Source organism: Acinetobacter sp. AR2-3 (assembly GCF_001878775.1).
Taxonomy (GTDB): Bacteria; Pseudomonadota; Gammaproteobacteria; order Pseudomonadales; family Moraxellaceae; genus Acinetobacter; species Acinetobacter lwoffii_D.
The window spans coordinates 1-22,796 of sequence record NZ_MJIQ01000050.1; the positions used below are offsets into that span (position 1 = coordinate 1).

The following is a 22,796-nucleotide window of genomic DNA, read 5'->3' on the forward strand; positions in this document are numbered from 1 at the left end:
CCAATCTTGGCTCATCAATTTTCTGACAAATATTTCTCAAATAAACTTCGAGTAATTTCTACCATCAATCAATGAAAATAATTTCGATCGATCAACCAGTAAAAATCCACACAAGTTGTTCTTCATAATCTCTTAATGATCTTTCTAACACCTCGTCAGTGCCAGAAGCTGGACTTCGATAAACTCAACAACTCCGCCATTCTGCTTCGTTCGTTTCCGTCTATCTCGTCGGTATGGGTGCATTCTAGAGGATTTTAGAATCATTGCAACCCCCAATTCACTATATTTTTCACGTATGTCTTTTTTTTCTACAAAAATTACTGAAAAATCGCTTTTTTATCTAATTTTTAAGCGTTTTTATGCAATAAACCCACTAAACACGTCATTTTATTTTTATAACTGAAAAACCATTTAGACCTAAAAGCTATTACAATAATCTTTAAAACAGTATTTTTAGCCTGTTGACTTTGAAATCTTGTCTTTTATTTAAATTAGGTCGTCAAAAGAAAACCAAAATTCCCCTACCTTATCCAACAAACCGATCTAAATCCTAGACTCTTCAATTTATGAGTTATTTTTTACGTAAAAAGCTTTTATAAAAGCCTATTCTTAGGCTGCTATATAGAAGAGGGATTCATTTTTTAGTTTTCGAATCCCAAAACCATGCTTAGATCACTTATATATAGAAGATAAAGCCTGTTATTTTGCATTAAGCGACTTTTTCCTGTGGTTACTGTCCAAGCCAGTGTTGCATAACTTCTACAATCATGTCTTTCTTACCCTGATAATCCTCGGCAACAAAGAATAATTTCGCGCGTCGCGGTAACTGCTCTTCAATCAGGGAAAATAAAAAGTAATGCGCGGCCAGATCAAGCTGCATAAATAAAGTATAGACAGATCTATAGATTTGCTGTTTTTGTTCGACCGGCTGGTATTCAAATAAGAACCGTAAAATGCAATCGATCTGTTCATCAAAAATATCTTCTGTTGGATAGCGATACATTCAATCACCTTTGTTTTAATTTTTTATGTTTTGCTCTTTTTTCACAGTCAATTGAAATGAACTCATTCTTAGAGGTCATTCACCTAAGCCCAATTTGCTAGTTAATTTTAAGTTTAGTTGCTCAACGAGAAGAGTAGGCATGCAGATTTATATCTTGATTACGCAATCAGAATAAATAAAAAAGGAAGAGATCTCTCCCAAAATCTCCTCCTTAGAATTGAATCTTTACCCGATCCATTATGTCATTATTATAGTTATTCGCTTTAAAGCTTTTAAAAAGAGCCTCTTGGAAAAGAGACTTTCTCAGTTGTGGAGTACTATTATTTTTACTACCCTCTAGATGCTCTAAACGAATTCTCTAGATGAATAAATCCTATACATAATAAAGATGAAAAGCAAGTGATTTGGGAAAAATTAACTCTTGTTTTCATAGGGTTTTTTTTGACTTTACTTATTTGATTTTTAAATATAGAACATCAATAAAAAAAGCAGACCTAAGCCTGCTTTTATTTCAATAACTTATCCGATTTTTAGTCAACAAAAGTGACTTTAGCAATTGCTTTTTTGCTGGCTTGAACAATCAAAGTTACGTTCTCTTTCACAGAATACGTTGTATCTACAGTCTGCCAATCCACTTTCACTGCGCCACGGCCTAATGCATCTTTAGCTTGGGCTGCATTTTTGGTTAAGCCTGCCTCACGTAAAATCGAGGTAATAAAGATTTCACCACCAAACTCGCCACGTGAAATGGTCACTTCTGGCGTACCTTCGGGTAATTCACCTTCAGTAATGATATTACCCGCACCTTTATGGGCATTGGCAGCCGCTTCTGCACCGTGGAAACGCTCAACCAGCTCCAGCGCAAGAATCTTTTTGACTTCCTGTGGGTTACGGCCTTCTGCCACTTCCTTTAACAATTGTTGAATTTCTTCAATGGTTTTGAAGCTCAGCAGATCAAAATAACGCTCAATCAATGCATCCGGCATTGAGAGCACTTTCTGGTACATCGCGCCCGGTGCATCAAATACACCAATATAGTTACCTAAAGATTTAGACATCTTGTTGACGCCATCTAAACCTTCAAGAATTGGCACTGTGATACATACTTGTGCTTCTTGGTCATAACGACCTTGTAAGGTACGACCCATCAACAGGTTAAAGGTTTGGTCTGTACCACCCAATTCAACATCTGCTTCCAGCGCAACAGAGTCATAGCCTTGTACCAATGGGTACAAAAATTCATGAATCGCGATCGGTTGTTGATTATTATAACGCTTGGTGAAGTCATCACGCTCAAGCATACGTGCAACCGTTTGCTGTGATGCCAATTGAATTAAATCAGCCGCAGTTTTTTGTGCAAACCATTCCGAGTTAAACACGACTTTGGTTTTGTTTGGATCAAGAATTTTAAATACTTGTTCTTGATATGTTTTAGCGTTCTCTAAAACCTGTTCACGTGACAATGGCGGACGTGTTGCGCTCTTACCAGTTGGATCACCGATCATCGCAGTATAGTCACCAATCAGGAACAACACTTCATGACCCAAATCCTGGAATACTTTTAACTTATTAATGAGAACCGTGTGGCCCAAGTGCAAATCAGGCGCAGTCGGGTCAAAACCCGCTTTAATTTTTAATGGACGATTCAATTTTAATTTCTTGAGAAGATCTTCTTCAGAAATAATTTCGTGGGTGCCTCGTTGAATGAGGGCAAGTTGTTCTTCAGCCGGCAGGAAATTTGACATCACAAAATCCAATACATCAGTTACTCAATTTGTGCGATATACTAACACTTTTTCAGCATATTGCAGGTTTAAGAATAACCATGACAGCGATCTATATTGGGGTAATGACCGGCACGAGCATGGATGGTGTCGATATTGTTGCTGCTTCTTTTGATCCACTCCAGCTTCATGCCACACTCACTTTGGCATTTGATCCTGACCTTCGGGATGAGCTGATGGCACTGACCTTGCCAGATGACAATGAAATTGACCGCCTGGGCAAGGCTGATGTTGCACTGGCACAAATGATTGGTCATGGTATTAATGCGCTGATTGAAAAAAATAACCTGGATAAATCCAGAATTAAGGCGATTGGCTCGCATGGCCAGACCATCCGGCATCGTCCTGAACATGGCTTCACCCTGCAAATTGGTGACCCGAACATCATTACTGAAATTACTCAGATTCCGGTGATTTCAGATTTCCGTCGTCGTGATCTGGCGGCAGGTGGTCAGGGAGCACCTTTAGTTCCAGCATTTCATCAGGATATTTTCCAGCATGACAGCATTCACCGGGTAATTTTAAATCTGGGTGGCATTGCCAATGTCAGCCTGCTGCCTGCCGGGAAGCCTGAAGAGGTTTATGGTTTTGATACCGGACCGGCCAATATCTTGATGGATGCTTGGTGTTCCCGTTATACCGGTCAGCCTTTTGATGAAAATGGCAACTGGGCAGCCTATGGCACCCCGATTCGCAGTTTGCTTGATCGCTTGCAGTCACACGAATTCTTCTCCAAAGAACCTCCGAAAAGTACCGGTCGTGAAGATTTCAACCTGGAATGGCTGGATGAACAGATTGCTGACTGGCGCAATGACCTGCAATACGATGAACTGGAAGATACTCCAGAAAATGTACAGGCGACTTTATTAAAGCTCACTACCCGTGCCATTAAAAAAGCAATTTACCGCTCTGGCATGGATACCGGACAGGTTTTTGTTTGTGGTGGCGGTGCCTATAACTCACATTTACTGGAGCAGTTGCGCTGGCGCCTGCGCAAACATGAATGGAGCGTACAGACTACCGCCGATCTGGGCCTCAGTCCGACCTGGGTGGAAGCTACTGCCTTTGCCTGGCTGGCCATGCGTTTTATGAATCAACTGAATGGTAACCTGCCTGCAGTCACTGGTGCCGCTGGCTATCGCGTCCTTGGCACCATTACTGCTGTTTAAATTCAGCGAATTACTATTATCTTGCATGACTCTATAGCTACATAACTACTCAAAAACAGTCATCAAAAAAGGTCTGCATGAATGCAGACCTTTTTTCGTTTTCAATATTCTTTATTGCATCATGCGTTTGGCATTTTCATTTCTAAAGGCCCGCAAAATCTGCTGACCAGCACGACCTGTTGGACTCAAGCCCAAACGCTGCTGTTCCTGACGAATCGCTTGACGGGTTTTATCTCCAATCAGACCATCCACCGCACCAATATCATAGCCACGGTTTAACAGAAATTGCTGGATCTCACGACGTTCTGCACGCGAAGTTCCCGGATCATCAGTAGGCCATGTGGCCATAAATGAACCTTTACCTTGCAGGCGATCGGATAAATGTGCAATCGCCAAGGCATAACTTTCTGCCGCGTTATAGCTATAAATGGCATCAAAATTTTTAAATACCAAAAATACTGGGCCACTCGGGCCTGCAGGTGCAAGCAATCCGGCTTGAGAGGATTGCGATAAATTCCCTTGAACCAATGCCGAACCATCGGCACGAACCACCCCTTGATTGATCCAACTACTCAAGGATTTTTTATTTCGTCGGCCTTCACCGGAAACCGACATGCCTTGAGGGATCTTGACTTCAAAGCCCCAAGGTTGTCCGCTCTGCCAGCCACGCTTGCTTAAAAAGTTAGCGGTCGATGCCAGTGCATCCGGAATACTTGAAACTAGATCACGTCGGCCATCACCATCAAAATCAACTGCAAGTTCATCATAAGTCGATGGCATAAACTGGGTATGACCAAATGCGCCTGCCCAAGAACCCTTTAATTGTTCTTCACGTACATCGCCACGCTGTAACAGTTTCATGGTAGTAAAAAACTCACCACGGAAATAACTTTGGCGACGACCTTCACAGCTCAAAGTTCCTAAAGCCTGTAATAAAGGATATTTCCCAGAAATATCACCAAAATTACTTTCGACACCCCAGACCGCAACTACCGTTTCTGCAGGTACACCATAGGTGGCAGCAACACGATTGAGCACCTCACGATGTTGCTGTAATTTTTGCCGGCCGAGCTGAACCCGCTCTTCATCCACCAAACCAGACAGATAATCCCAAATCGGGGTAGAAAATTCAGGCTGGTAATTCAGGCGTTCAATCACTGAATAATCCGGGTTTAAATTCTGGGTATAACGATCATAGGTACTGCCCCTTACACCTCTAGCAACAGCTTGACTGCGCAAATTGGCGAGACAGTTTTGAAAATTATTTTGGGAGGCATAATTCGGGATATTTGAACTAGAGGTCAAATCAGTCGGCGTGACACGTTGACCATTAATAATAAGTTCAGCCTGTGCCTGTGAAGCAGCCAAGACCACAGAACCAACAAAAAGTGCAAGCCGTTGCATAAGACCCTTGAATATTTAGATTTTGAATTATGTTTCTACCTTAGCAGCTCATGATGAAAATTAAAGCGCCAATGCGTAAATTTAAATTCATAATTCCTACACTTTTAAATTCATTTTGTAATCTTTAAATTTAAACACGACTTATCCACAAGCCTGCTTTAAATTCAAATCAGCAGAATTTTTAAATTTAAATTCAAAACAGTTGAGATTAGTTTTGAATTTAAAAAATACTGGGGATAACTTGTTTCAGGAAAAGTGAGTCACAATCATCAACATGCTCTAATTACACTCGTTTTTTGTTTTAAAGTCATTTGAATAATGGGCTAATATTTTTAAATTCAAAAACTTTAAATTTATTTATCCAATTTTAAATTTGAATTCATATTTTTTGAATTTAAAAGCGCAAGTTTAAATTTAAAGTCCGATTTAAATTTGAATTTATTTTTATGAATTTAAATTCAAAACCACTTTCCAGTTTTAAATTCAAACTTTGATTTCAGGCTTATCTACAAGTGAATATGGCAAAATTCAGCTGTAAAAAAGGTTTTATTGAATTGTTATATTTATACTCAATTGATCAGTTTATAAGCAATTGATTCAAAAAATGATCCGACCAATGGCAGGCATTTTTAAAGAGGCGCAATCATGCCTGAAAACAGATAAATAAAAAAGCGATCACCAAAGTGATCGCTTTTTTTATCAGCAAGTTAAAGCCTAGATGGTCATATCTTCGCTCAATGCCAATGGATTCGGTAAAATTTTCGCCAGTTGACGACAAAGCGCAGACAATTGCACGCTGTCATTTGGCATCAGGGTAATGTGACCAATCTTGCGACCTTCACGCTCTGACTTGTTGTACAGATGCAAATGTGCACCTTCCAAAGCCAGAACATCGGCAGACTTTGGATGCTGACCAATGATGTTCACCAAGACAGTGGGACGGATCACTTCAGTTGAACCTAAAGGCAAACCAGCCACCGCACGTACATGATTCTCAAATTGCGAACATACGGCGCCTTCAATCGACCAGTGCCCCGAGTTATGCACGCGTGGTGCCATCTCGTTGGCATATAGGCCTTTGTCTGTCACAAACAGCTCAAGGGTTAGGACACCGACATAGTTCAAGTGATTCAGCAGACGGGTGATGTAATCTTGCGCCACTGGCTGCAAATCTGCACTGTTCGGTGCAGGCACAATCGAGTGTGACAGAATGCCGTTATGATGATGATTTTCAGCCAATGGCCAGGTTTTGACATCACCATCTTGGCCGCGTACTGCAATGATTGAAACTTCACGCGAGAAAGTCACAAAACTTTCAGCAATCAGTTCACCTGCAGGGCCCAATTCTGCCCAAGCCTGATCAATCTGATCGGCCGAACGTAAAACGAATTGGCCTTTACCATCATAACCGCCACGTGAAGTTTTCAGTACGATCGGCAAGCCCAGTTCCGCTACGGCCGCCTGTAAGCTTTCCAGTGAAGTGACCGCTTTGTAAGGTGCAACCGGAATTGCCAGTTCATCAAACAAGGCTTTTTCAGACAGACGATGCTGGGCAATCGCTAAAGCCTGACGTGGTGGATGCAATTGCTTGCTTTGTGTCAGTACATCGACATCTGCAAGGGGCGTGTTTTCAAATTCCAGGCTAAATACATCTGCACTGTTAATAAAGTCTTGCAGACCATTTTCAGCTTGGCTCGAAATCACCGGGCCCAAAGCAGCAGAAGGGCAGTCTGTGCTGGCTTCAAAAAATGTACATTGAATATTTAATGGAAGTGCCGCTTGCGCCATCATACGACCCAGCTGACCGCCACCAAAAATACCGATGGTTTTATCCATAATCTGTGTCTCGACTTAAACGTGGCCTGGAATATTGTTGCTTGCCACTTTATCTGTTTGCGCTGCACGGAAATCTGCAACATTTTTTGCGATCTCTGGACGGGTCAAACCCAGAATTTGCGCGGCCATAATGGCAGCATTGGTGGCACCGGCAGGACCAATCGCCAAGGTACCGACTGCAATACCGGCGGGCATTTGCACAATAGACAACAATGAATCAACACCGTTTAAAATCGAAGATTTCACCGGTACACCCAAAACTGGCAGATCAGTTTTCGCCGCACACATACCCGGTAAATGCGCTGCACCACCTGCACCGGCAATAATCACCTGAATACCACGATCACGCGCTTGTTCAGCATATTCAAACAGACGGTCTGGGGTACGGTGTGCAGAAACAACTTCGGCTTCAAATGGGACACCAAGCTGCTTGAGCATATTGGCAGTGTGTTCGAGAGTTGCCCAATCTGATTGAGAACCCATGATAATACCTACGAGAGGAGTATCTTGTGCAGCAGCCGCATTCATTGCAAATTTTCCAGAGATTAAAGTAAGAAAAGATAAATCTCGACGAGAGAGCCAAGCTTGAATAGGAGTACTCATTATAGACTGAAATTGATTTGGTCTAAAGTTCAGCTCAACAATTAAGAATTAAAATTATCTATTTGGAAAATAGTCGAAAATAAAAAAATAATTTTGCGGCTAAAAATACAAAAATAGGACATACATCACATTAAAAAAAAGTATAACTATCAAGATAAAACTTTTTTGCAATGAATAACTTAATACTAAAACCTATACATTGGCAGGGCATTTTTATGTGGTACAAACTAAAAATCTGGCTACAGAACCCCTCAGAAAACTTATGGCTGATGCCGGCCCTTGGCGCCCTCTTTGCGACCTTTTTCTCGCTGTTTGCAATCGCCAGTCGCTATTTCATCCCGACCAGCACTGTTCCCAATATCAGTATTGAAACCCTGAGCAGCCTGCTAGATATTATTGCCTCCAGCATGCTGGCAGTCACCACTTTTTCCCTGTCGATTATGGTCGCAGCCTTTGCGTCTGCCTCATCCAGCGGGACACCACGTGCTTATCAGCTGATGATGAGTGATGACAATACCCGCCTTGCCATCAGCAGTTTTATCTCGGCTTTTATTTATGCTGTGATTGCCAAGATTGCGCTCGGGCTTGGCTATTACGGTCCTGCAGGCAGATTTGTATTGTTTATCAGTACCATTCTGGTATTGATGTACCTGATTTATATCCTGATTCGCTGGGTACACACCCTGTCGCAACTAGGCAACCTCACCACCACCATTCACAAAATTGAAGTCGCTGCTTCTACCGCCTTGGCGGAGTTTCGACATCAGCCGAATTTTGGTGCCACCGGACAACGCCCAGAGCAAGCAGTTGCCTTTCGTGTTTTTAGTACCCAGACCGGCTATTTCACCAATTTTAATAGTGAAGGACTGGAGCAACTGGCCGTCAGCCAGCAGCTGCATATCCATCTTCCCCAGCTACCCGGAAAATTTCTGGATCCAATGACGGCACTGGCAGAGGTCTATAGCGACCGCGATTTCAGCCCGGAACAGCAGCAGGAGATCCGAAACTCCATTTTGAATCATGTAATCATTGAAACCAATCGCAGCTTTTTACAGGACCCGCGTTTTGGTGTGGTGGTGATGAGCGAAGTAGGGCAGAAGGCGATGTCTCCCGCAGTGAACGATGTTGGATCAGCGATTAATGCCGTCGATGCCTTAACCCGAATCCTGATTGACAGCAAGGCCGCCGAAGATTTACCGGAACGGGATTGTCCGCATATCAGTGTGGATATCTTTGATCTCGGGGATTTGATTTACAGTAGTTTTGCCCCGATGGCCCGAGATTGTGTGGGCTGTATTGAACTCAATCAGAGAATATTGAAATGTTTAGCGATGATTCAACATAACGTACCCGAACCTGAACTAAAACAGGCTGCAGAAATAATGGCGATTGAATTGATCCAGCGCTGCCTGAATAAACTGGAATTTGAACCTGATCGGCAGAAATTACTTTCTGAATTTAGAAGCCATTTCCCCCTGATTCAGCTGAGCCATTAGATCAAGTTAAGGGGTACGGAAGACAAAATAGACGCATCCACACAGACATAAAGCGGCCCAGAGATAATCCAGTTTAAAGGGCTGTTTAAACATGAAAATCATAAAAGGAACAAAGACCAGTAAGGTCACGACTTCCTGGGTGACTTTCATTTGACCCACCGCCAGTCCTTGCTGCGCCAGTAATTTGGTCGCCGGAATCATCAGACTATATTCAAACAGGGCAATGGCCCAGCTGAATAAAATCGCTTGCCAGAGCGGTGCATCATGCGGCAAAAATTTTAAATGCCCATACCAGGCCAGGGTCATAAAACAGTTGGCAATTACCAGAAGAAATAAAGCCGGCAGCATTTGCATGCACTCTGCAAAAAAGTCGAACTTATTTTACGGTTTATTTGGCGAAAAGATATTGCATCGCTTTGAAATTTTCTTTGAATTTATCCGTGAAACAGGATTTAAAAAATCCCACAACAAGGCCAGAATTTTCACTATCTTTTCAGCTAAAGCCTTGCTATCGTTGCTTGCAAATTGAATAAATCATGACAACAGCACCAATATAAAGTGATGGGTCAGACAGGAACGGAGTGAAGTAGATGCATCTGCATATTTTGGGTATTTGTGGCACCTTTATGGGCTCGTTAGCGCTACTTGCACGCGATCTGGGCCACCAGGTAACAGGTTCAGACCTGAATGTGTATCCACCCATGTCGACCCAACTTGAAAATGCTGGCATTACTTTAATGCAGGGTTATGACCGCAGTCATTTGCAACCACATCCGGATCTGGTGATTGTCGGTAATGCCATGAAGCGTGGTATTGATGCAGTCGAATATATGTTGAATGAAGGCCTGCCTTATATTTCAGGTCCGCAGTTTTTGGCTGATCATGTCCTACAAGGCAAACACGTATTGGGTGTCGCCGGAACGCATGGTAAAACCACGACCACCACCATGCTGGCTTGGGTACTGGATCAAGCCGGTCTGGAGCCGGGCTTCCTGATTGGCGGTGTACCTTTAGGCTTTTCGGAAAGTGCGCGTCTCGGTGGTGGGAAATATTTCTGTGTCGAAGCCGATGAATACGATTCTGCTTTCTTCGACAAGCGTTCCAAGTTCGTGCATTACCATCCAAAAACCGCAATTTTAAATAACCTGGAATTTGATCACGCCGATATCTTTGATGATCTGGCAGCAATTCAAAAGCAATTCCATCATTTAGTTCGTACCATTCCAAGTGAAGGCCGGATTATCGCGCCGATTACTGAGAGCAATATTGATGAAGTGCTGGAGCAGGGCTGCTGGACGCCTGTAGTGCGCACCAGTTTGGATGCCAATGAAAAATCTGAATTTTATGCAGAACAGTTATCAGCAGACGGTTCACATTTCAAAGTCCTGCAACACGGCGTTGTCAAAGGTGAAGTACAATGGAATATGACCGGACAGCATTCTGTGGCCAATGCACTCGCCACCATTGCCGCTGCCGAGCACGTTGGTGTATCGATTGAAACTGCCTGTGAAGCACTGTCCAATTTTGGCGGGGTGAAACGCCGTATGGAACTATTAAGCACAGTCCGTGGTATCGAGGTGTATGATGACTTCGCCCATCATCCGACGGCGATTGATACGACCTTAGAAGGCGCGCGCAAACGTCTGGGTGAACGCAAACTCTGGGCAATTATTGAACCGCGCTCCAATACCATGCGCATTGGTAGTCATAAAGATGGCTTGGCTCATTCAGCACGTCTGGCCGATGAAGTGATCTGGTATCAACCGGAAGGACTGGACTGGGATCTGCAACCGGTCATTGAGGCTGCGCCAAACAAGGCCAAAGTTGCACGTACACTGGATGACATCATTCAGACCGTGGTGGCAGAAGCAGGTGAGGGCGATGCCGTAGTAATTATGTCGAATGGCGGTTTTGGTGGTTTGCATCAGAAGCTGATAACTGTTTTACAAGCATAAAACAGATTTAAGTGAAGTGAAGAAGCCCGCCTAGCGGGCTTTTTTTAGCATATTAAAACGTTGATTGAGAAAAAGTGAAGGGCTGTTCTGATCCTGAAATCCTATGATTTTAACATTGACCCAAAGAGCAGATTTATCTCTGAACTATCTCGGATGATCTTTTGTTGCAATCTGTACACAAGACTCATTGCAGCGCCATATCACTCAAGGCACAATCGAGAAGAACACAGGTATCTATAGGCCTGAAAGCCAGATCATGAATCAGCCCATCGCTGTCACTGTATAAAAGCAATCGAGGCGTTCATTATTCTCGCTGAGTCAGGTCATTCTCATTCCTCACTCCATTAGGAGATGTGTCATGACAACGATGAAAGCGATGGTCTATTACGGCGCAAATGATATCCGCTTTGAAGACCGCCCAGTTCCCACCATTTTGCATCCCGGCGATGCCATCATTAAACTCGAAAAAGTCACCATCTGCGGTACCGATCTCGGGATCTGGAAAGGCAAAAACCCGGAAATTGAGCAGGAGGCCACGCGAAAAGAAGGTAGTTTTAATGGCCGAATTCTTGGCCATGAAGGCATTGGTATTATGGAAGAAGTCGGTTCCGCCGTGCAGAACTTCAAAAAGGGCGACCGGGTGATTATTTCCTGTGTTAGCCGCTGCGGGACCTGTGAAAACTGCCAGAAACAGCTCTATGCACATTGCCGCAATGAAGGCGGCTGGATCATGGGTTATATGATTGATGGTACCCATGCCGAATATGTACGCACGCCCTTTGCCGATACCTCACTCTATCATTTACCCGAAGGCCTGAATCAAGATGTGGCCGTATTCCTCTCAGATATTCTGCCAACTTCACATGAAATTGGCGTGCAATATGGCGATGTCAAACCGGGCGACAATGTGGCGATTGTCGGAGCAGGGCCAATCGGCATGAGTTGTCTGCTCACTGCACAGTTTTATTCACCCGCTAATATTATTATGGTAGATATGGATGATAACCGACTGGAATTTGCCAAGACTGTCGGCGCAACACATACCATCAACTCTGCCAAAGAAGATGCCATTCAAAAGATTTTAGAGATTACCGATGGACGCGGGGTCGACTGTGCCATTGAAGCAGTGGGGGTGGAGCCTACCTGGAATATTTGCCAGCATGTCGTGAAAGAGGGCGGGCATATTGCCAACGTCGGCGTACATGGTAAACCGGTGAGTTTTGAACTGAACAAACTCTGGATTAAAAACCTGACCATCACCACCGGTCTGGTGAATGCCAATACCACAGGCATGCTGCTGAAAACCTGCTGTTCCGGAAAATTGCCCCTAGAAAAACTGGCGACCCATCATTTTAAATTTGCCGATTTTGAAAAAGCCTATGATGTGTTTAAACATGCCTCCGATGAAAAGGCCTTAAAAGTCATGATTGACATGAGCTAATCCACATCAGACAAAAAAGTCCGCTATGCGGACTTTTTTATTTTCAGCATTTACCCCTCAGATCAGAAATAGGGGACATAACCACGCTGCTTATAGCCTTTTGGCGATGCCAGACTGGCCTGATTTTCTTCCAGGCGATACAGTACTTTGAGGAATTCGGCAATTCCTGACTGCTGTAAGGCATGCGGATCAAATTGCTTAAAACCTAAACGTGAAAATAAAGAAGAAATTTCACTGTGTTTATGCACATATTTCATTGACCATTCCGAGAAATGGGACTGCTCTACCATTACATCTGCAAAACGTAAGACATTGTGATGGCGGAGATCCTGACAAATGCTCTGAAATAAACTTTCCACTACTTCAGCCTGACCTTCAAGGCACTGGAAAAATTTGCCATGGGAATAATACAACACCCCATGAATCTGATGCTGAAGGTTGAACTTCCGGGCAGTGGCTAAAATATCGCTCAAATCTTGTAACAACTCTTGTTCAGATTCTATGCGTTCACTGGCATAGCAAAGCTGTAGCATCATGCCATCTCTCTAGAGGGAAGAATTAAAAACACAATTTAATCAATAATTTTAAATTAATTCGACTATTTTTTAAGCAAATATCCGTTTTTGCTTACACGGTTTTCAGTTTGCATTTCTGGATTAAACTTTTAACAATAGTGCCTAAATTATTAAACGAATATTTTCATACACCTACCATGAACATGAGGATCACTTGATGTTAAAAGATCTGATTTTAACCCTCGCCTTGTTATGTGTGTGTTTTATCCTGATCATCACTTTAAATAATTGGCAATTCAGCGCTCAAACTAATCTGCTGATCAGTTCAATTTTTATTAGCTGGACGATCTTGAAATTTGTTGGACATCGTATTTATTTTCATGCCAGTTACCTGCTGATCATGGCAATTTTAGTGATGCTGCAACAGTTTGAAGAAATTTTCTGGGCGATGACCGGGGTGATGGCAGGTTTCGGTTTATATACCCTGTTACAGGTTATATTGATTCCTGCCTTGAAAGAAAGACTCCATCTCTCTTTCGGGAAATCCCCTTGGATGGTTAAATAGTCGTTGCTGCGACATCGGCCAGACTTTGGTCACGTTTAAACATGACATCCACATAGGAACATTGTGGGATAATGGTTAAACTTTTTTCACGGGCAAAATCGACCAGTACATCCAGCATTTTTCGGGCAATACCGTGGCCACGCAGGGAATCATCGACCCAGGTATGATCGGCAATGATGACGGCATCGCCCCGCCATTGATAAGTGATCTCCGCCAGGCGACGTCCTTGATCTTCCATAAAAAATACACCACCACGTTTTGAATCTTGATATTTAATTTCCATACGAATCTAAACCTTTGTTGTCATTTTAAAATTATAAAACATCATTAAAGCGAGGCTCTCGCTCGAACACGGATTTGGCAAAAGGACATTTTGGAATAATCCTGATGCCGTGTTCATGGGCAAAATTCACAGCGGTCTCGACCAGATAATACCCGACGTGCTGTCCGCGTAGGCTGTCATCGACCCAAGTGTGTTCAATCACTAATTGATCTTCATTTACTCTGGAATAACTCATTTCTGCCAGACGTTTTTCATTTGGCTCTACAAACCATAAACCTCCAGTGCCCTGTTGCTGATGCTCGATCAACATGCCGATCCTCTCCTTGTTTTTAAGCCAGACTGACATATTTTTCCCTGCTCTATTGTTAGATTTCTTTTAAAGGATTGTGAATCTGTCCTTCTGACCAATACCGCATTTTGCTCAATAGGTTTAAACTGCCGGCCGGTTCTTTTTATCAGATATGTATGTCCAGCTCTTCTTCCACCTCCTCGGTGACACGTCAATGGGTCTGTGTGATTGCTTTAGCCTCTGCTGCCTTTATTTTCAATACCACCGAATTTATCCCGGTGGCGCTATTAAGTGATATTGGTACCAGTTTTGCCATGTCACCGACCCAGGTCGGGTGGATGCTGACAATTTATGCCTGGGTTGTGGCGCTGCTTTCTTTGCCAATGATGTTACTGACCAAAAATATTGAACGGCGCTTTCTGCTGATGATTTTATTTGCAGTGTTTATTTTCAGTCATGTGCTGTCCTATTTTGCCTGGAGCTTTAGCATTCTGGTGCTGAGCCGGATTGGTATTGCCGTGGCGCATGCACTGTTCTGGTCAATTACGGCATCGCTTGCCGTGCGGGTTGCGCCAAAGGGCAAAGAGTTTCAGGCACTGGGCTTATTGGCTACCGGTACCGCCATGGCCATGGTTCTGGGAATTCCTTTTGGCCGAATGGTCGGGGAGGCCTATGGCTGGCGCAATAGTTTTGCTTTGATCGCAGTTGTGGCGAGCGTGGTGTGCGTATTGCTGGCCAAAACCTTGCCTTTATTGCCAAGTGTCAATTCAGGTTCACTCAGCAGTTTAAAGAGCTTGCTGAAACGTCCCAGCCTGATGCTGGTCTTTGCGCTTACCGTGCTTGTGATTAGTGCGCAATTTACCGCCTATAGTTATATTGAACCCTTTGCGCTGAATATTGCGCAATTCAGCTCTGCGCAGACCACCAGCTTATTGCTGATTTATGGTGGTGCGGGCCTGATCGGCTCTTATGTATTTGGCCGCTTTGCACCGCATTTTCCCCGACTCACCATCCCGTTATTTACACTCGGGCTAGGGATTTCACTACTGTTATTGTTGCCACTGTCTCAGGGTTTATTTCAGCTCAATAGCCTGGCGTTAATCTGGGGCATCAGCATTATTGGGTTTAGTCTGGCCCTACAAGCCAAGACTTTAAATCTGGCTTCCGATGCGACTGATGTCGCCATGGCGATTTTTTCAGGTCTGTACAATGTCGGGATTGGCGGCGGTGCCTTACTCGGCGGTCTGGTAACGGCACATATCGGATTACATAGTATTGGCTGGGTAGGAGCTATCTTGGCTAGTCTGGGTTTTCTGATCAGCTTATATCTAATTCAGCATCCGGATTTCTTAGGTAAGAAAGCGCCTTGAAGCATGATTTTTGTAAATGAAATTGTAGTCTTAGCAAAAATCTGTCATGCTTGCTGCACATTGAGCCATCGCTCAAACAAAATTTAGTTTGAACAAGGGGAGTAGCCTCCTCCAAGCGTTTAAGAATGAAATTTCAATTTTTAAACGTGTCAGAATATCGTCATTACACTTTGCAAAAAGTCGGTATCTGAGCATCTTGAAGTCACACTTTATATAAAAAAGTGGAACAGTAAGATGTAGGCAAGACCTTGATCATATTGTTATAGATGTTTTTCATCTGGCAACTGGTCAAGGTTTTTTTATGGCCAGTCGTCCGATGTGGAGGATTTCATGGAATCTATCGGCAATTTATGGCTATACATTGCTTTTTTCGGCATTGTTACCGTGATGCTACTAATCGACTTTTTAGGCTTTAAACAAAAAGAAGGTCAAGAAGTTAAAATCAAAACCGCCGCGTTATGGAGTATTGCGTGGGTTTCCGTCGCATCACTCTTTGGTGCAGGTCTCTGGCTGTATTTACAACAAACTGCAGGTGTTACTGTGGCCAATACAAAGGTCATGGAGTATTTTGCAGGTTATTTACTTGAAAAATCTTTAGCCGTTGACAACGTCTTTGTCTGGCTGATGATCTTTGCTGCTTTTGCCATCCCACCTGCATTACAACGCCAATTACTGCTTTACGGTGTCTTGGGTGCGATTATTCTACGTACCATCTTTATTTTTATTGGCGCGTGGTTCGTACAAGAGTTCTCATGGATTCTGTATATCTTCGGTGCGTTCCTGGTGTATACGGGCTTCAAATTCTTCAAAGGACAAAACGAAGAAGAAACCAATATCGAAGATATGGCGATCTTAAAATGGTTGCGTAAACATATGCGGATTACCCCGCAACTGCATGGCAACAAGTTCTTTGTCCGTCAAAACGGCATCTTGTGGGCAACGCCGCTGTTCTTGGTGTTGATTTTAGTTGAAGCGTCGGATGTAATTTTCGCGGTGGATTCCATTCCTGCAATTTTCGCGGTGACCTCTGATCCATTTATTGTGTTGACTGCAAACTTAATGGCGATTTTGGGTCTACGTGCGATGTTCTTCTTGTTGTCTGGTGCAGCAACCAAGATGCATTATCTCCCGTATGGTTTAGGCATTATCTTGGTATTCATCGGCTTTAAGATGCTCATGCTGGATGTGTTCCATATGCCAATTTGGATTTCACTGGGCTTTATTGTGTTGGTGCTGACCATTACTGCGATCTTGTCGATTCGTCATAGCAAGAAATATAACGAAACCACCCTGTAAAAAGTAATCATCAAAAAAGCCTGCATCAGCAGGCTTTTTTTATTGTTCTATTAGGGATAATTTGGGCCATTTTTGCAAAAACTGTTTGCTCAGCATGCGTTGTTCAAACACGGCATAACTGACTAAATTCGGATTCCAACGCAGCTTTAACTCAAATAAATCTGCTAAACCGAAAGGAGCGATCAACTCCAATTCATCATCTTTCAGGCGCAGTGCCAAGGCCGTGACAGTTTCTGGCCATAATGACAGCGCATGACTAATTGAAGTTAAAGGCTCAATATTTTCATTTTGATCGGTACGATACCACTCATGTACAAAGGCTTGATTGGTCACATCCCAATTGATATCTGGAAAATAGTCTTTTAACCGATCTGCAAGTTGCTGTTCTATAACGCGAGCCTGCTCATTTTCATCATAGAAAATCACATCGACCTCAGTATGATTCATTTCATATTCCCAGTCATGTAAATGCGCCCAGATCACATGACGTAACACACCCGCTGCGACATAAGCTTCAGAGTGCAATTGTGCTAACTGATGCAAGATGCGCATTAAGGTCGGCTGCGCACGCACGATCTGTTGAAATTGATCATGATAATTGGATGGGGTCATAAAAGAATCTGGATCACTATTTAAATATGAATGTTCATACAAACATGGCAATTTTTTCAGCTACAATCAATCGAAAAAATCAAAAAGCGTAGGTTTAAAATGTCTTCTGTAATTGCAACGACAGCGATCCGTGGTCGCTTCCTCGACATTCAGAATACAGTTGCCCAAGCACGTGATATACACGACCAAGTGCGATATGTAGAAGATGGTTTAGTCATCATTCAAGAGGGTAAAATCCAGTGGTTTGGTCCTTGGCAAGAAGGGCAGTCACGACTTCCTACCAATGCTGAATTACAGCACTATCCAGATCAACTGATTGTTCCCGGGTTTATCGACACCCATATTCATTTCCCACAAACCGAAATGGTCGGGGCTTATGGTGAACAACTGCTGGAATGGTTAAATACCTATACATTCCCCACTGAAATCCAGTTCCAAGATGCATCCTATAGCGAAAAAATTGCCGAATTTTTTGTGCAGGAATTGCTTAAAAATGGCACCACGACTGCACTGGTCTTTTGTACCGTTCACCCTGAATCCGTAGATGCTTTATTTAATGCGGCAACCACCCGCAATATGCGTCTGATCGCGGGTAAAGTCCTGATGGATCGTCATGCACCGGAAGCGCTAACAGATACAGCAGAAACGGCTTATACCGACTCTAAAGCGCTGATTGAAAAGTGGCATGGACAGGGGCGGAACCTGTATGCGATTACCCCACGCTTTGCACCAACCTCAACACCTGAACAACTACAAAAAGCCGGACAGCTCAAAGCTGAATATCCGGATGTCTATGTACATACCCATTTAAGTGAAAATAAAAATGAAATTGCTTGGGTAAAAGAACTTTTTCCTGAACGTGAAGGTTATCTGGATGTGTATCATCATTATGGTTTAACCGGTAGCAAGTCTGTCTTCGCACATTGCGTGCATCTGGAAGATGAGGAGTGGGATTGTATGCATCAGACCGACTCCGCCATTGCTTTCTGTCCGACCTCAAATCTATTCCTTGGCAGTGGCTTATTTCCCCTGAAAAAAACTTGGGACAAAGGGGTCAAAGTCGGCTTAGGCACAGACATTGGAGCAGGAACATCATTTAATCAGCTGCAAACCCTGAATGAAGCCTATAAGGTGCAGCAGTTGCAGGGCGAAAAACTCTCCGCCTTTGAGGCCTTGTATCATGCCACTTTAGGCGGTGCCAAAGCCTTGAGTCTGGATGATCGCCTAGGGAACTTTAATATTGGCAAAGAAGCCGACTTTGTGGTGCTGAATCTCAATGCCACTGCCTTACAGCAGTTACGCCAGAGCAGAGCTAAAAATATTGAAGATGCATTTTTTGCACTGACCATGCTTGGCGATGACCGTAATATTGCAGCCACCTATGTCTATGGAGTAGCCGTCTATGTCAAAGCAGCAGCCAGTGAATAAAGCGACAAAACCCCGCCATCGTCAATACTTGCTCCTGTCTGCAATGGCGCTGGGCTGTATTTTTTTACTGAAACGCGATTCAGCCGCGGCTAAAAAATGATTACATTTACAGCCAGCAAAACAGGTGCATCTCTGCTAGGGATGTATTAAAATTGCGACGTATTCAGGTGTTGCAGGTCAACACCTTTTTTATTTTGCTATTTTTACTTTTTAGGTATCTACCCATGACCGTCCAAATGAGCGTAATGATTTCCGCTGAAGAAATTCAAGCTAAAGTCAAAGAGCTTGGTGCTCAAATCAATGCACACTATGCCAATAGTGACAAAGAACTTGTGCTCATCGGTTTATTACGTGGTTCAGTGATTTTTATGGCTGATTTATGTCGTGTGATTTCAAAACCGCATGAATTGGATTTCATGACTGTGTCCAGTTATGGCGGTGGCACGGTATCGTCACGTGATGTAAAAATCCTGAAAGATTTAGACGGTGAAATCCGTGGTAAAGATGTGTTAGTCGTTGAAGATATTATTGATTCAGGCAACACTTTAAGCAAGGTACTTGAAATCCTGCAAACCCGTGAACCCAATTCGATTCAACTGTGTACTTTGGTAAGTAAACCATCGCGTCGTGAAATCGATTTGAAGGTCGAATTTATGGGCTTTGAGGTTGAAGATAAATTTATCGTGGGTTATGGCTTAGACTATGACCAGAAGTACCGTCACCTGCCATTTATTGGTGAAATCGGTCTTTAAAATCAGGTTAAAAAAAGTGGCATAAGCCACTTTTTTTATACTTCAAATAGAGAGAAAACCGGGAACAAAAAATAACATCTCGTTTCAGGATTCAACTTTTTATGATCCTGACTTTGTTTCAAGATGATTAAACAGATGTGAAAACAAAGACATGATAAGAAGGAGTATGCATATGTGGACAATTATTGTGGCGATCGTCATTGGTTTTGTAGCAGGTCTGATTGCACGTGCCATTCATCCTGGTAATGATAAGGCAGGTTTTATTATGACTACCTTACTGGGTATTGCCGGCTCCTTATTGGCGACTTTTGGTGGCCGTATGCTCGGTCTGTATTCGGCAGATTCCGCAGCAGGTCTGATTGCTTCCGTGATTGGTGCTGTGATTATTCTGTTTATTTATAATATGGTCACCAAACGCCGTACAGTCTAAACCATTCAGATGTTTCTGAGGTTGATTTGACGACCTGAATAAAAAAGCACCGGAAAGGTGCTTTTTTATATTGAGCGACTGATAGCTTTATTTAATTTTTTTATAAATTGAATTCTTTAAAGATCTGCTCAATCTGCTCTGCCGGATAGGCACCCATCACTTTAAAACCATTGGAAAAAATAATCGCAGGTGTCCCATTCACGCCCATAGACTGAGCCAGTTTTTTATTCCGTTCAATCGGATTGGCACAAGTTTTTTTCGATTTAGGTTGAATCCCTTGAGCAATCAGATCTTCCCATGCCTGAGCTGGATTAGACTCGCAATACACCTGTTTTGAAGGAGCCACCGACTGGGGTTTTAAAGGAAGAATAAAGGTATAAATCGTCAAATCATTCAGTTTTTTCAGCTCTAACTCAAGCTTTTTACAATACGGGCAATTTGGGTCAGAAAAGATCGCAATCTGACGTTTACCCGTACCTCTTACACTTTTTACAGCATCCTGAAGCGGTAATTTTTTCCAGTCGATACTATTTTGTTTCAGCATTAAATCACGGGTCAGATTATGTTGATCCTGAATCCGCAGCATCGGACCAGCAATCAGATGCTTTGCATCTTCATTCAGATAAACCACTTGGCCCTGCATGGAACCGCTATAGATACCTTTCATCTCGGTGGTCTGAATATTTTCAATTTTTAAATTGGGACTGTTTTTTGCCAAATTAGCTTGTACCGTATCAATATTGGCAAATGCAAAGCTTGAAATGAATGTACTTAAACTAATGATCAGTGTTTTTTTTAACATGAATGTTCTACATGAATTGGATAAGAATATGCTTCGATTCTAATCGCTCTGCTTTTAAATTTCTCAAACATTTATGTTACTGTTTATACCCAGTTAAATAAGCTCATCATGTTTCACGTGGAACACAATATATAAAGTTATACTTAACTCCAATATATCTAAAACCATATCATTATTCATATTAAATAATTGTTTTATATAATTAAAATATTTTAAATAATAAACATCTTACTAATTCAACCTTGACCGATTTTCTGTATCCATTCTAAACTGCAGACACTTTCTATTTTCCTCGCTACGCCCTGACATGGATTGGCCAAGGATCAACACTATAACGGCATTTTCATGACAATAACAACCAGCTGGCGACCGTTCTTGATGGTCAGCTTGGCTTTAATGATGGGAACGATTGGCACCGCTTTGGCCAGTCCGCTTTATCCGATTTATCAACAGCTCTGGCATTTGCTGCCCAGCCAGATCAGCTACATTTTTGTCGCCTATATGTTTGGCTGCCTCTCGACCTTGTTGTTTTTGGGCAGAACCAGTAACAGCATCGGGTTTTTACGAACCCTGCAAATTGGCCTGGCCCTGATCACGCTAGGTCTCATCATTTCCGTTTTTGCTCAGAATGCACTGATCCTCTCGATTGGCCGTTTTATTATTGGGATTGCCTCGGGCCTGATGACCACTTCTGCCATGATGGGTTTAATGCATACCATCCCAGAAAGCCATAAACACACTGCACCACAACTGATTTCAATCATTACTGCAATGGGTTTTGGTTTAGGACCCTTGGTCGGTGGCGTGATTGCGCAGTTTTCCGCTGCGCCTTTGGTAATGCCATATTTGCCGATTATTCTGGGTGCCGTGCTGTGTTTGATTGGCCTATTCTGGATTAAAGCACCCAAGTTTGAGGCACAGCCCTTTAGCATGGCGCCTAAACTGCAACGACCTGAATCGCAGTTTCATCTGGTGTTTATGATTATTGCAGTGACAGCTTTTAGTGCCTTTGCCGCCTTTAGCCTGTTTGCTTCCCTGTCACCATCCTTTGTCCGCAATATTTTACCTTGGCATGGTCCTTTGGTCAGTGGGCTGGCCATTACCAGTATTTTAGTCGTCTCAGTGATCGTGCAGTTTATGGCCAAAGCGGTCGCAGCGTCTAAATGTCTGAATATCGGCCTGATGATGATGTGCTTGAGCCTGATCATTTTAGCACTATGCATGTATTCGAAAATCAGCCTGCTATTTTTTATCAGTGATATTTGCTTTGGAATTGGCCATGGGTTTGCCCTGATGGGTGCTTTTGCCCTGATTCATCAAATGACCAGCTTAGACAACCGTGCAGCCGTCATGTCAACCTATCTGTTTATTGCCTATCTGGGCACTATTGTCCCTATCATTGCCGTGGGTTATCTGGCCGATCATTGGGGGCTGGATTTCGCCGTAATCAGCTTTTGTATCGCGATTAGTTTGCTGTGTTTTGCGCTGTGGTGGGCGTATCAAAAATCGCCTACCAGCCTAAAAAAAGCCCTCAGTTGAGTAATGCCAGTCAGTTAAGAAATTGACTGGCATTTTCTTGGGTATTTCTGCGGTTTTCCTTTCACAACTCGTGGGCAACTTCTAACCCTTCTCTCAGGCAAAACATACCTCCTCGATTTCTCCAGTAAACTTTCTAGATGTTTAGGTAAATTCCCTGCGGAGTCTAAAGACTGTCTCTTATACACATCTCCGAGCCCACGAGACCGATCAGTATCTCGTATGCC

Annotated in this window: 22 protein-coding genes and 1 pseudogene; 11 read left to right on the top strand and 12 right to left on the bottom strand. The window is 43.1% G+C overall.

The features are described from left to right. Positions 1-730 precede the first annotated feature (730 nt). Both BFN00_RS09475 and tyrS read right to left on the bottom strand, forming a co-directional pair. Positions 731-1,003 (bottom strand): hypothetical protein, encoded by a 273-nt coding sequence (locus tag BFN00_RS09475; protein ID WP_044112807.1) that lies wholly within the window; start codon positions 1,001-1,003, stop codon positions 731-733. 530 nt (positions 1,004-1,533) lie between these two features. Further along, a complete protein-coding gene (gene tyrS / locus BFN00_RS09480; protein WP_071851271.1) occupies positions 1,534-2,748 on the bottom strand; it encodes a tyrosine--tRNA ligase in 1,215 nt (404 codons plus the stop codon). 80 nt (positions 2,749-2,828) lie between these two features. Here tyrS and BFN00_RS09485 point away from each other — a divergent pair, with 80 nt between their 5' ends. Next, positions 2,829-3,956, top strand: coding sequence for an anhydro-N-acetylmuramic acid kinase (locus BFN00_RS09485; RefSeq protein ID WP_071851273.1), 1,128 nt, complete (start codon positions 2,829-2,831; stop codon positions 3,954-3,956). Positions 3,957-4,067: 111 nt separating this feature from the next. Here BFN00_RS09485 and BFN00_RS09490 read toward each other — a convergent pair whose 3' ends face one another. From BFN00_RS09490 to purE, 3 genes are all read right to left on the bottom strand, one after another. After that, positions 4,068-5,360, bottom strand: a complete 1,293-nt coding sequence (locus BFN00_RS09490; RefSeq protein WP_071851274.1) for a lytic murein transglycosylase — start codon at positions 5,358-5,360, stop codon at positions 4,068-4,070. 714 nt (positions 5,361-6,074) lie between these two features. Beyond that, on the bottom strand, positions 6,075-7,196 hold the full coding sequence (locus BFN00_RS09495; RefSeq protein WP_071851276.1) for a 5-(carboxyamino)imidazole ribonucleotide synthase: 1,122 nt from the start codon (positions 7,194-7,196) through the stop codon (positions 6,075-6,077). A 15-nt stretch (positions 7,197-7,211) separates the two neighbouring features. Then, on the bottom strand, positions 7,212-7,724 hold the full coding sequence (gene purE, locus BFN00_RS09500; RefSeq protein ID WP_071851278.1) for a 5-(carboxyamino)imidazole ribonucleotide mutase: 513 nt from the start codon (positions 7,722-7,724) through the stop codon (positions 7,212-7,214). A gap of 290 nt (positions 7,725-8,014) precedes the next feature. Between purE and BFN00_RS09505 the strand changes: the two genes are divergently transcribed. Then, on the top strand, positions 8,015-9,295 hold the full coding sequence (locus BFN00_RS09505) for a DUF2254 domain-containing protein (protein ID WP_071851280.1): 1,281 nt from the start codon (positions 8,015-8,017) through the stop codon (positions 9,293-9,295). Positions 9,296-9,301: 6 nt separating this feature from the next. Here the strand turns inward: BFN00_RS09505 and BFN00_RS09510 are convergent, their stop codons facing one another. Beyond that, the gene (locus tag BFN00_RS09510) at positions 9,302-9,643 is read right to left on the bottom strand and encodes a DMT family protein (protein ID WP_071851308.1); all 342 of its coding nucleotides are present in this window, start codon (positions 9,641-9,643) and stop codon (positions 9,302-9,304) included. A gap of 242 nt (positions 9,644-9,885) precedes the next feature. Between BFN00_RS09510 and mpl the strand changes: the two genes are divergently transcribed. Together mpl and BFN00_RS09520 are read left to right on the top strand one after the other, a co-directional pair. Beyond that, positions 9,886-11,250 carry a UDP-N-acetylmuramate:L-alanyl-gamma-D-glutamyl-meso-diaminopimelate ligase gene (gene mpl / locus BFN00_RS09515; protein ID WP_071851283.1) on the top strand — a complete coding sequence of 455 codons (1,365 nt, stop codon included), beginning with the start codon at positions 9,886-9,888 and terminating at the stop codon, positions 11,248-11,250. Positions 11,251-11,608: 358 nt separating this feature from the next. Next, positions 11,609-12,691, top strand: coding sequence for a zinc-dependent alcohol dehydrogenase family protein (locus BFN00_RS09520; RefSeq protein WP_071851285.1), 1,083 nt, complete (start codon positions 11,609-11,611; stop codon positions 12,689-12,691). A 62-nt stretch (positions 12,692-12,753) separates the two neighbouring features. Here the strand turns inward: BFN00_RS09520 and BFN00_RS09525 are convergent, their stop codons facing one another. Further along, positions 12,754-13,227 (bottom strand): BLUF domain-containing protein, encoded by a 474-nt coding sequence (locus BFN00_RS09525; RefSeq protein WP_071851287.1) that lies wholly within the window; start codon positions 13,225-13,227, stop codon positions 12,754-12,756. Positions 13,228-13,423: 196 nt separating this feature from the next. Between BFN00_RS09525 and BFN00_RS09530 the strand changes: the two genes are divergently transcribed. Next, positions 13,424-13,771 (top strand): hypothetical protein, encoded by a 348-nt coding sequence (locus BFN00_RS09530; RefSeq protein ID WP_071851289.1) that lies wholly within the window; start codon positions 13,424-13,426, stop codon positions 13,769-13,771. Here the strand turns inward: BFN00_RS09530 and BFN00_RS09535 are convergent. Next, the gene (locus tag BFN00_RS09535; RefSeq protein WP_071851291.1) at positions 13,764-14,054 is read right to left on the bottom strand and encodes a GNAT family N-acetyltransferase; all 291 of its coding nucleotides are present in this window, start codon (positions 14,052-14,054) and stop codon (positions 13,764-13,766) included. The two genes, BFN00_RS09530 and BFN00_RS09535, sit on opposite strands and share 8 nt — an antisense overlap. Before the next feature lie 31 nt (positions 14,055-14,085). Next, positions 14,086-14,364 carry a GNAT family N-acetyltransferase gene (locus BFN00_RS09540; RefSeq protein WP_071851294.1) on the bottom strand — a complete coding sequence of 93 codons (279 nt, stop codon included), beginning with the start codon at positions 14,362-14,364 and terminating at the stop codon, positions 14,086-14,088. Positions 14,365-14,519: 155 nt separating this feature from the next. On the opposite strand from BFN00_RS09540, the gene BFN00_RS09545 reads away from it, so the two are divergent. Next, positions 14,520-15,713, top strand: a complete 1,194-nt coding sequence (locus BFN00_RS09545) for a sugar transporter (protein WP_071851295.1) — start codon at positions 14,520-14,522, stop codon at positions 15,711-15,713. Between the two features lie 330 nt (positions 15,714-16,043). After that, a complete protein-coding gene (locus BFN00_RS09550) occupies positions 16,044-17,009 on the top strand; it encodes a TerC family protein (RefSeq protein WP_071851297.1) in 966 nt (321 codons plus the stop codon). Positions 17,010-17,048: 39 nt separating this feature from the next. On the opposite strand, the gene BFN00_RS09555 is transcribed toward BFN00_RS09550, so the two are convergent. Then, positions 17,049-17,621 carry a nucleotidyltransferase family protein gene (locus BFN00_RS09555; protein ID WP_071851299.1) on the bottom strand — a complete coding sequence of 191 codons (573 nt, stop codon included), beginning with the start codon at positions 17,619-17,621 and terminating at the stop codon, positions 17,049-17,051. Between the two features lie 99 nt (positions 17,622-17,720). On the opposite strand from BFN00_RS09555, the gene guaD reads away from it, so the two are divergent. The 3 genes from guaD to BFN00_RS09570 all read left to right on the top strand — a co-directional run bounded on the left by guaD (position 17,721) and on the right by BFN00_RS09570 (position 20,231). Continuing rightward, on the top strand, positions 17,721-19,049 hold the full coding sequence (gene guaD / locus BFN00_RS09560) for a guanine deaminase (protein WP_071851301.1): 1,329 nt from the start codon (positions 17,721-17,723) through the stop codon (positions 19,047-19,049). Between the two features lie 224 nt (positions 19,050-19,273). Then, entirely contained in the window at positions 19,274-19,801 is a 528-nt protein-coding gene (gene hpt / locus BFN00_RS09565; protein WP_004647133.1) for a hypoxanthine phosphoribosyltransferase, read from the top strand. A gap of 172 nt (positions 19,802-19,973) precedes the next feature. Beyond that, the gene (locus BFN00_RS09570; protein WP_004281926.1) at positions 19,974-20,231 is read left to right on the top strand and encodes a GlsB/YeaQ/YmgE family stress response membrane protein; all 258 of its coding nucleotides are present in this window, start codon (positions 19,974-19,976) and stop codon (positions 20,229-20,231) included. Positions 20,232-20,331: 100 nt separating this feature from the next. Here BFN00_RS09570 and BFN00_RS09575 read toward each other — a convergent pair whose 3' ends face one another. Then, the gene (locus BFN00_RS09575) at positions 20,332-21,033 is read right to left on the bottom strand and encodes a DsbC family protein (RefSeq protein WP_071851303.1); all 702 of its coding nucleotides are present in this window, start codon (positions 21,031-21,033) and stop codon (positions 20,332-20,334) included. A 345-nt stretch (positions 21,034-21,378) separates the two neighbouring features. Here BFN00_RS09575 and BFN00_RS09580 point away from each other — a divergent pair, with 345 nt between their 5' ends. After that, positions 21,379-22,572 (top strand): MFS transporter, encoded by a 1,194-nt coding sequence (locus tag BFN00_RS09580; RefSeq protein ID WP_488584352.1) that lies wholly within the window; start codon positions 21,379-21,381, stop codon positions 22,570-22,572. A gap of 14 nt (positions 22,573-22,586) precedes the next feature. Here the strand turns inward: BFN00_RS09580 and BFN00_RS16145 are convergent. After that, a pseudogene (locus BFN00_RS16145) lies at positions 22,587-22,796 on the bottom strand (hypothetical protein); the annotation flags it as partial.

Bases quoted from the DNA above. Each gene is read 5' to 3' on its own strand.
- BFN00_RS09475 (WP_044112807.1), bottom strand. From the start codon at position 1,003: ATGTATCGCTATCCAACAGAAGATATTTTTGATGAACAGATCGATTGC.
- tyrS (WP_071851271.1), bottom strand. From the start codon at position 2,748: ATGTCAAATTTCCTGCCGGCTGAAGAACAACTTGCCCTCATTCAACGA.
- BFN00_RS09485 (WP_071851273.1), top strand. From the start codon at position 2,829: ATGACAGCGATCTATATTGGGGTAATGACCGGCACGAGCATGGATGGT.
- BFN00_RS09490 (WP_071851274.1), bottom strand. From the start codon at position 5,360: ATGCAACGGCTTGCACTTTTTGTTGGTTCTGTGGTCTTGGCTGCTTCA.
- BFN00_RS09495 (WP_071851276.1), bottom strand. From the start codon at position 7,196: ATGGATAAAACCATCGGTATTTTTGGTGGCGGTCAGCTGGGTCGTATG.
- purE (WP_071851278.1), bottom strand. From the start codon at position 7,724: ATGAATGCGGCTGCTGCACAAGATACTCCTCTCGTAGGTATTATCATG.
- BFN00_RS09505 (WP_071851280.1), top strand. From the start codon at position 8,015: ATGTGGTACAAACTAAAAATCTGGCTACAGAACCCCTCAGAAAACTTA.
- BFN00_RS09510 (WP_071851308.1), bottom strand. From the start codon at position 9,643: ATGCTGCCGGCTTTATTTCTTCTGGTAATTGCCAACTGTTTTATGACC.
- mpl (WP_071851283.1), top strand. From the start codon at position 9,886: ATGCATCTGCATATTTTGGGTATTTGTGGCACCTTTATGGGCTCGTTA.
- BFN00_RS09520 (WP_071851285.1), top strand. From the start codon at position 11,609: ATGACAACGATGAAAGCGATGGTCTATTACGGCGCAAATGATATCCGC.
- BFN00_RS09525 (WP_071851287.1), bottom strand. From the start codon at position 13,227: ATGATGCTACAGCTTTGCTATGCCAGTGAACGCATAGAATCTGAACAA.
- BFN00_RS09530 (WP_071851289.1), top strand. From the start codon at position 13,424: ATGTTAAAAGATCTGATTTTAACCCTCGCCTTGTTATGTGTGTGTTTT.
- BFN00_RS09535 (WP_071851291.1), bottom strand. From the start codon at position 14,054: ATGGAAATTAAATATCAAGATTCAAAACGTGGTGGTGTATTTTTTATG.
- BFN00_RS09540 (WP_071851294.1), bottom strand. From the start codon at position 14,364: ATGTTGATCGAGCATCAGCAACAGGGCACTGGAGGTTTATGGTTTGTA.
- BFN00_RS09545 (WP_071851295.1), top strand. From the start codon at position 14,520: ATGTCCAGCTCTTCTTCCACCTCCTCGGTGACACGTCAATGGGTCTGT.
- BFN00_RS09550 (WP_071851297.1), top strand. From the start codon at position 16,044: ATGGAATCTATCGGCAATTTATGGCTATACATTGCTTTTTTCGGCATT.
- BFN00_RS09555 (WP_071851299.1), bottom strand. From the start codon at position 17,621: ATGACCCCATCCAATTATCATGATCAATTTCAACAGATCGTGCGTGCG.
- guaD (WP_071851301.1), top strand. From the start codon at position 17,721: ATGTCTTCTGTAATTGCAACGACAGCGATCCGTGGTCGCTTCCTCGAC.
- hpt (WP_004647133.1), top strand. From the start codon at position 19,274: ATGACCGTCCAAATGAGCGTAATGATTTCCGCTGAAGAAATTCAAGCT.
- BFN00_RS09570 (WP_004281926.1), top strand. From the start codon at position 19,974: ATGTGGACAATTATTGTGGCGATCGTCATTGGTTTTGTAGCAGGTCTG.
- BFN00_RS09575 (WP_071851303.1), bottom strand. From the start codon at position 21,033: ATGTTAAAAAAAACACTGATCATTAGTTTAAGTACATTCATTTCAAGC.
- BFN00_RS09580 (WP_488584352.1), top strand. From the start codon at position 21,379: ATGACAATAACAACCAGCTGGCGACCGTTCTTGATGGTCAGCTTGGCT.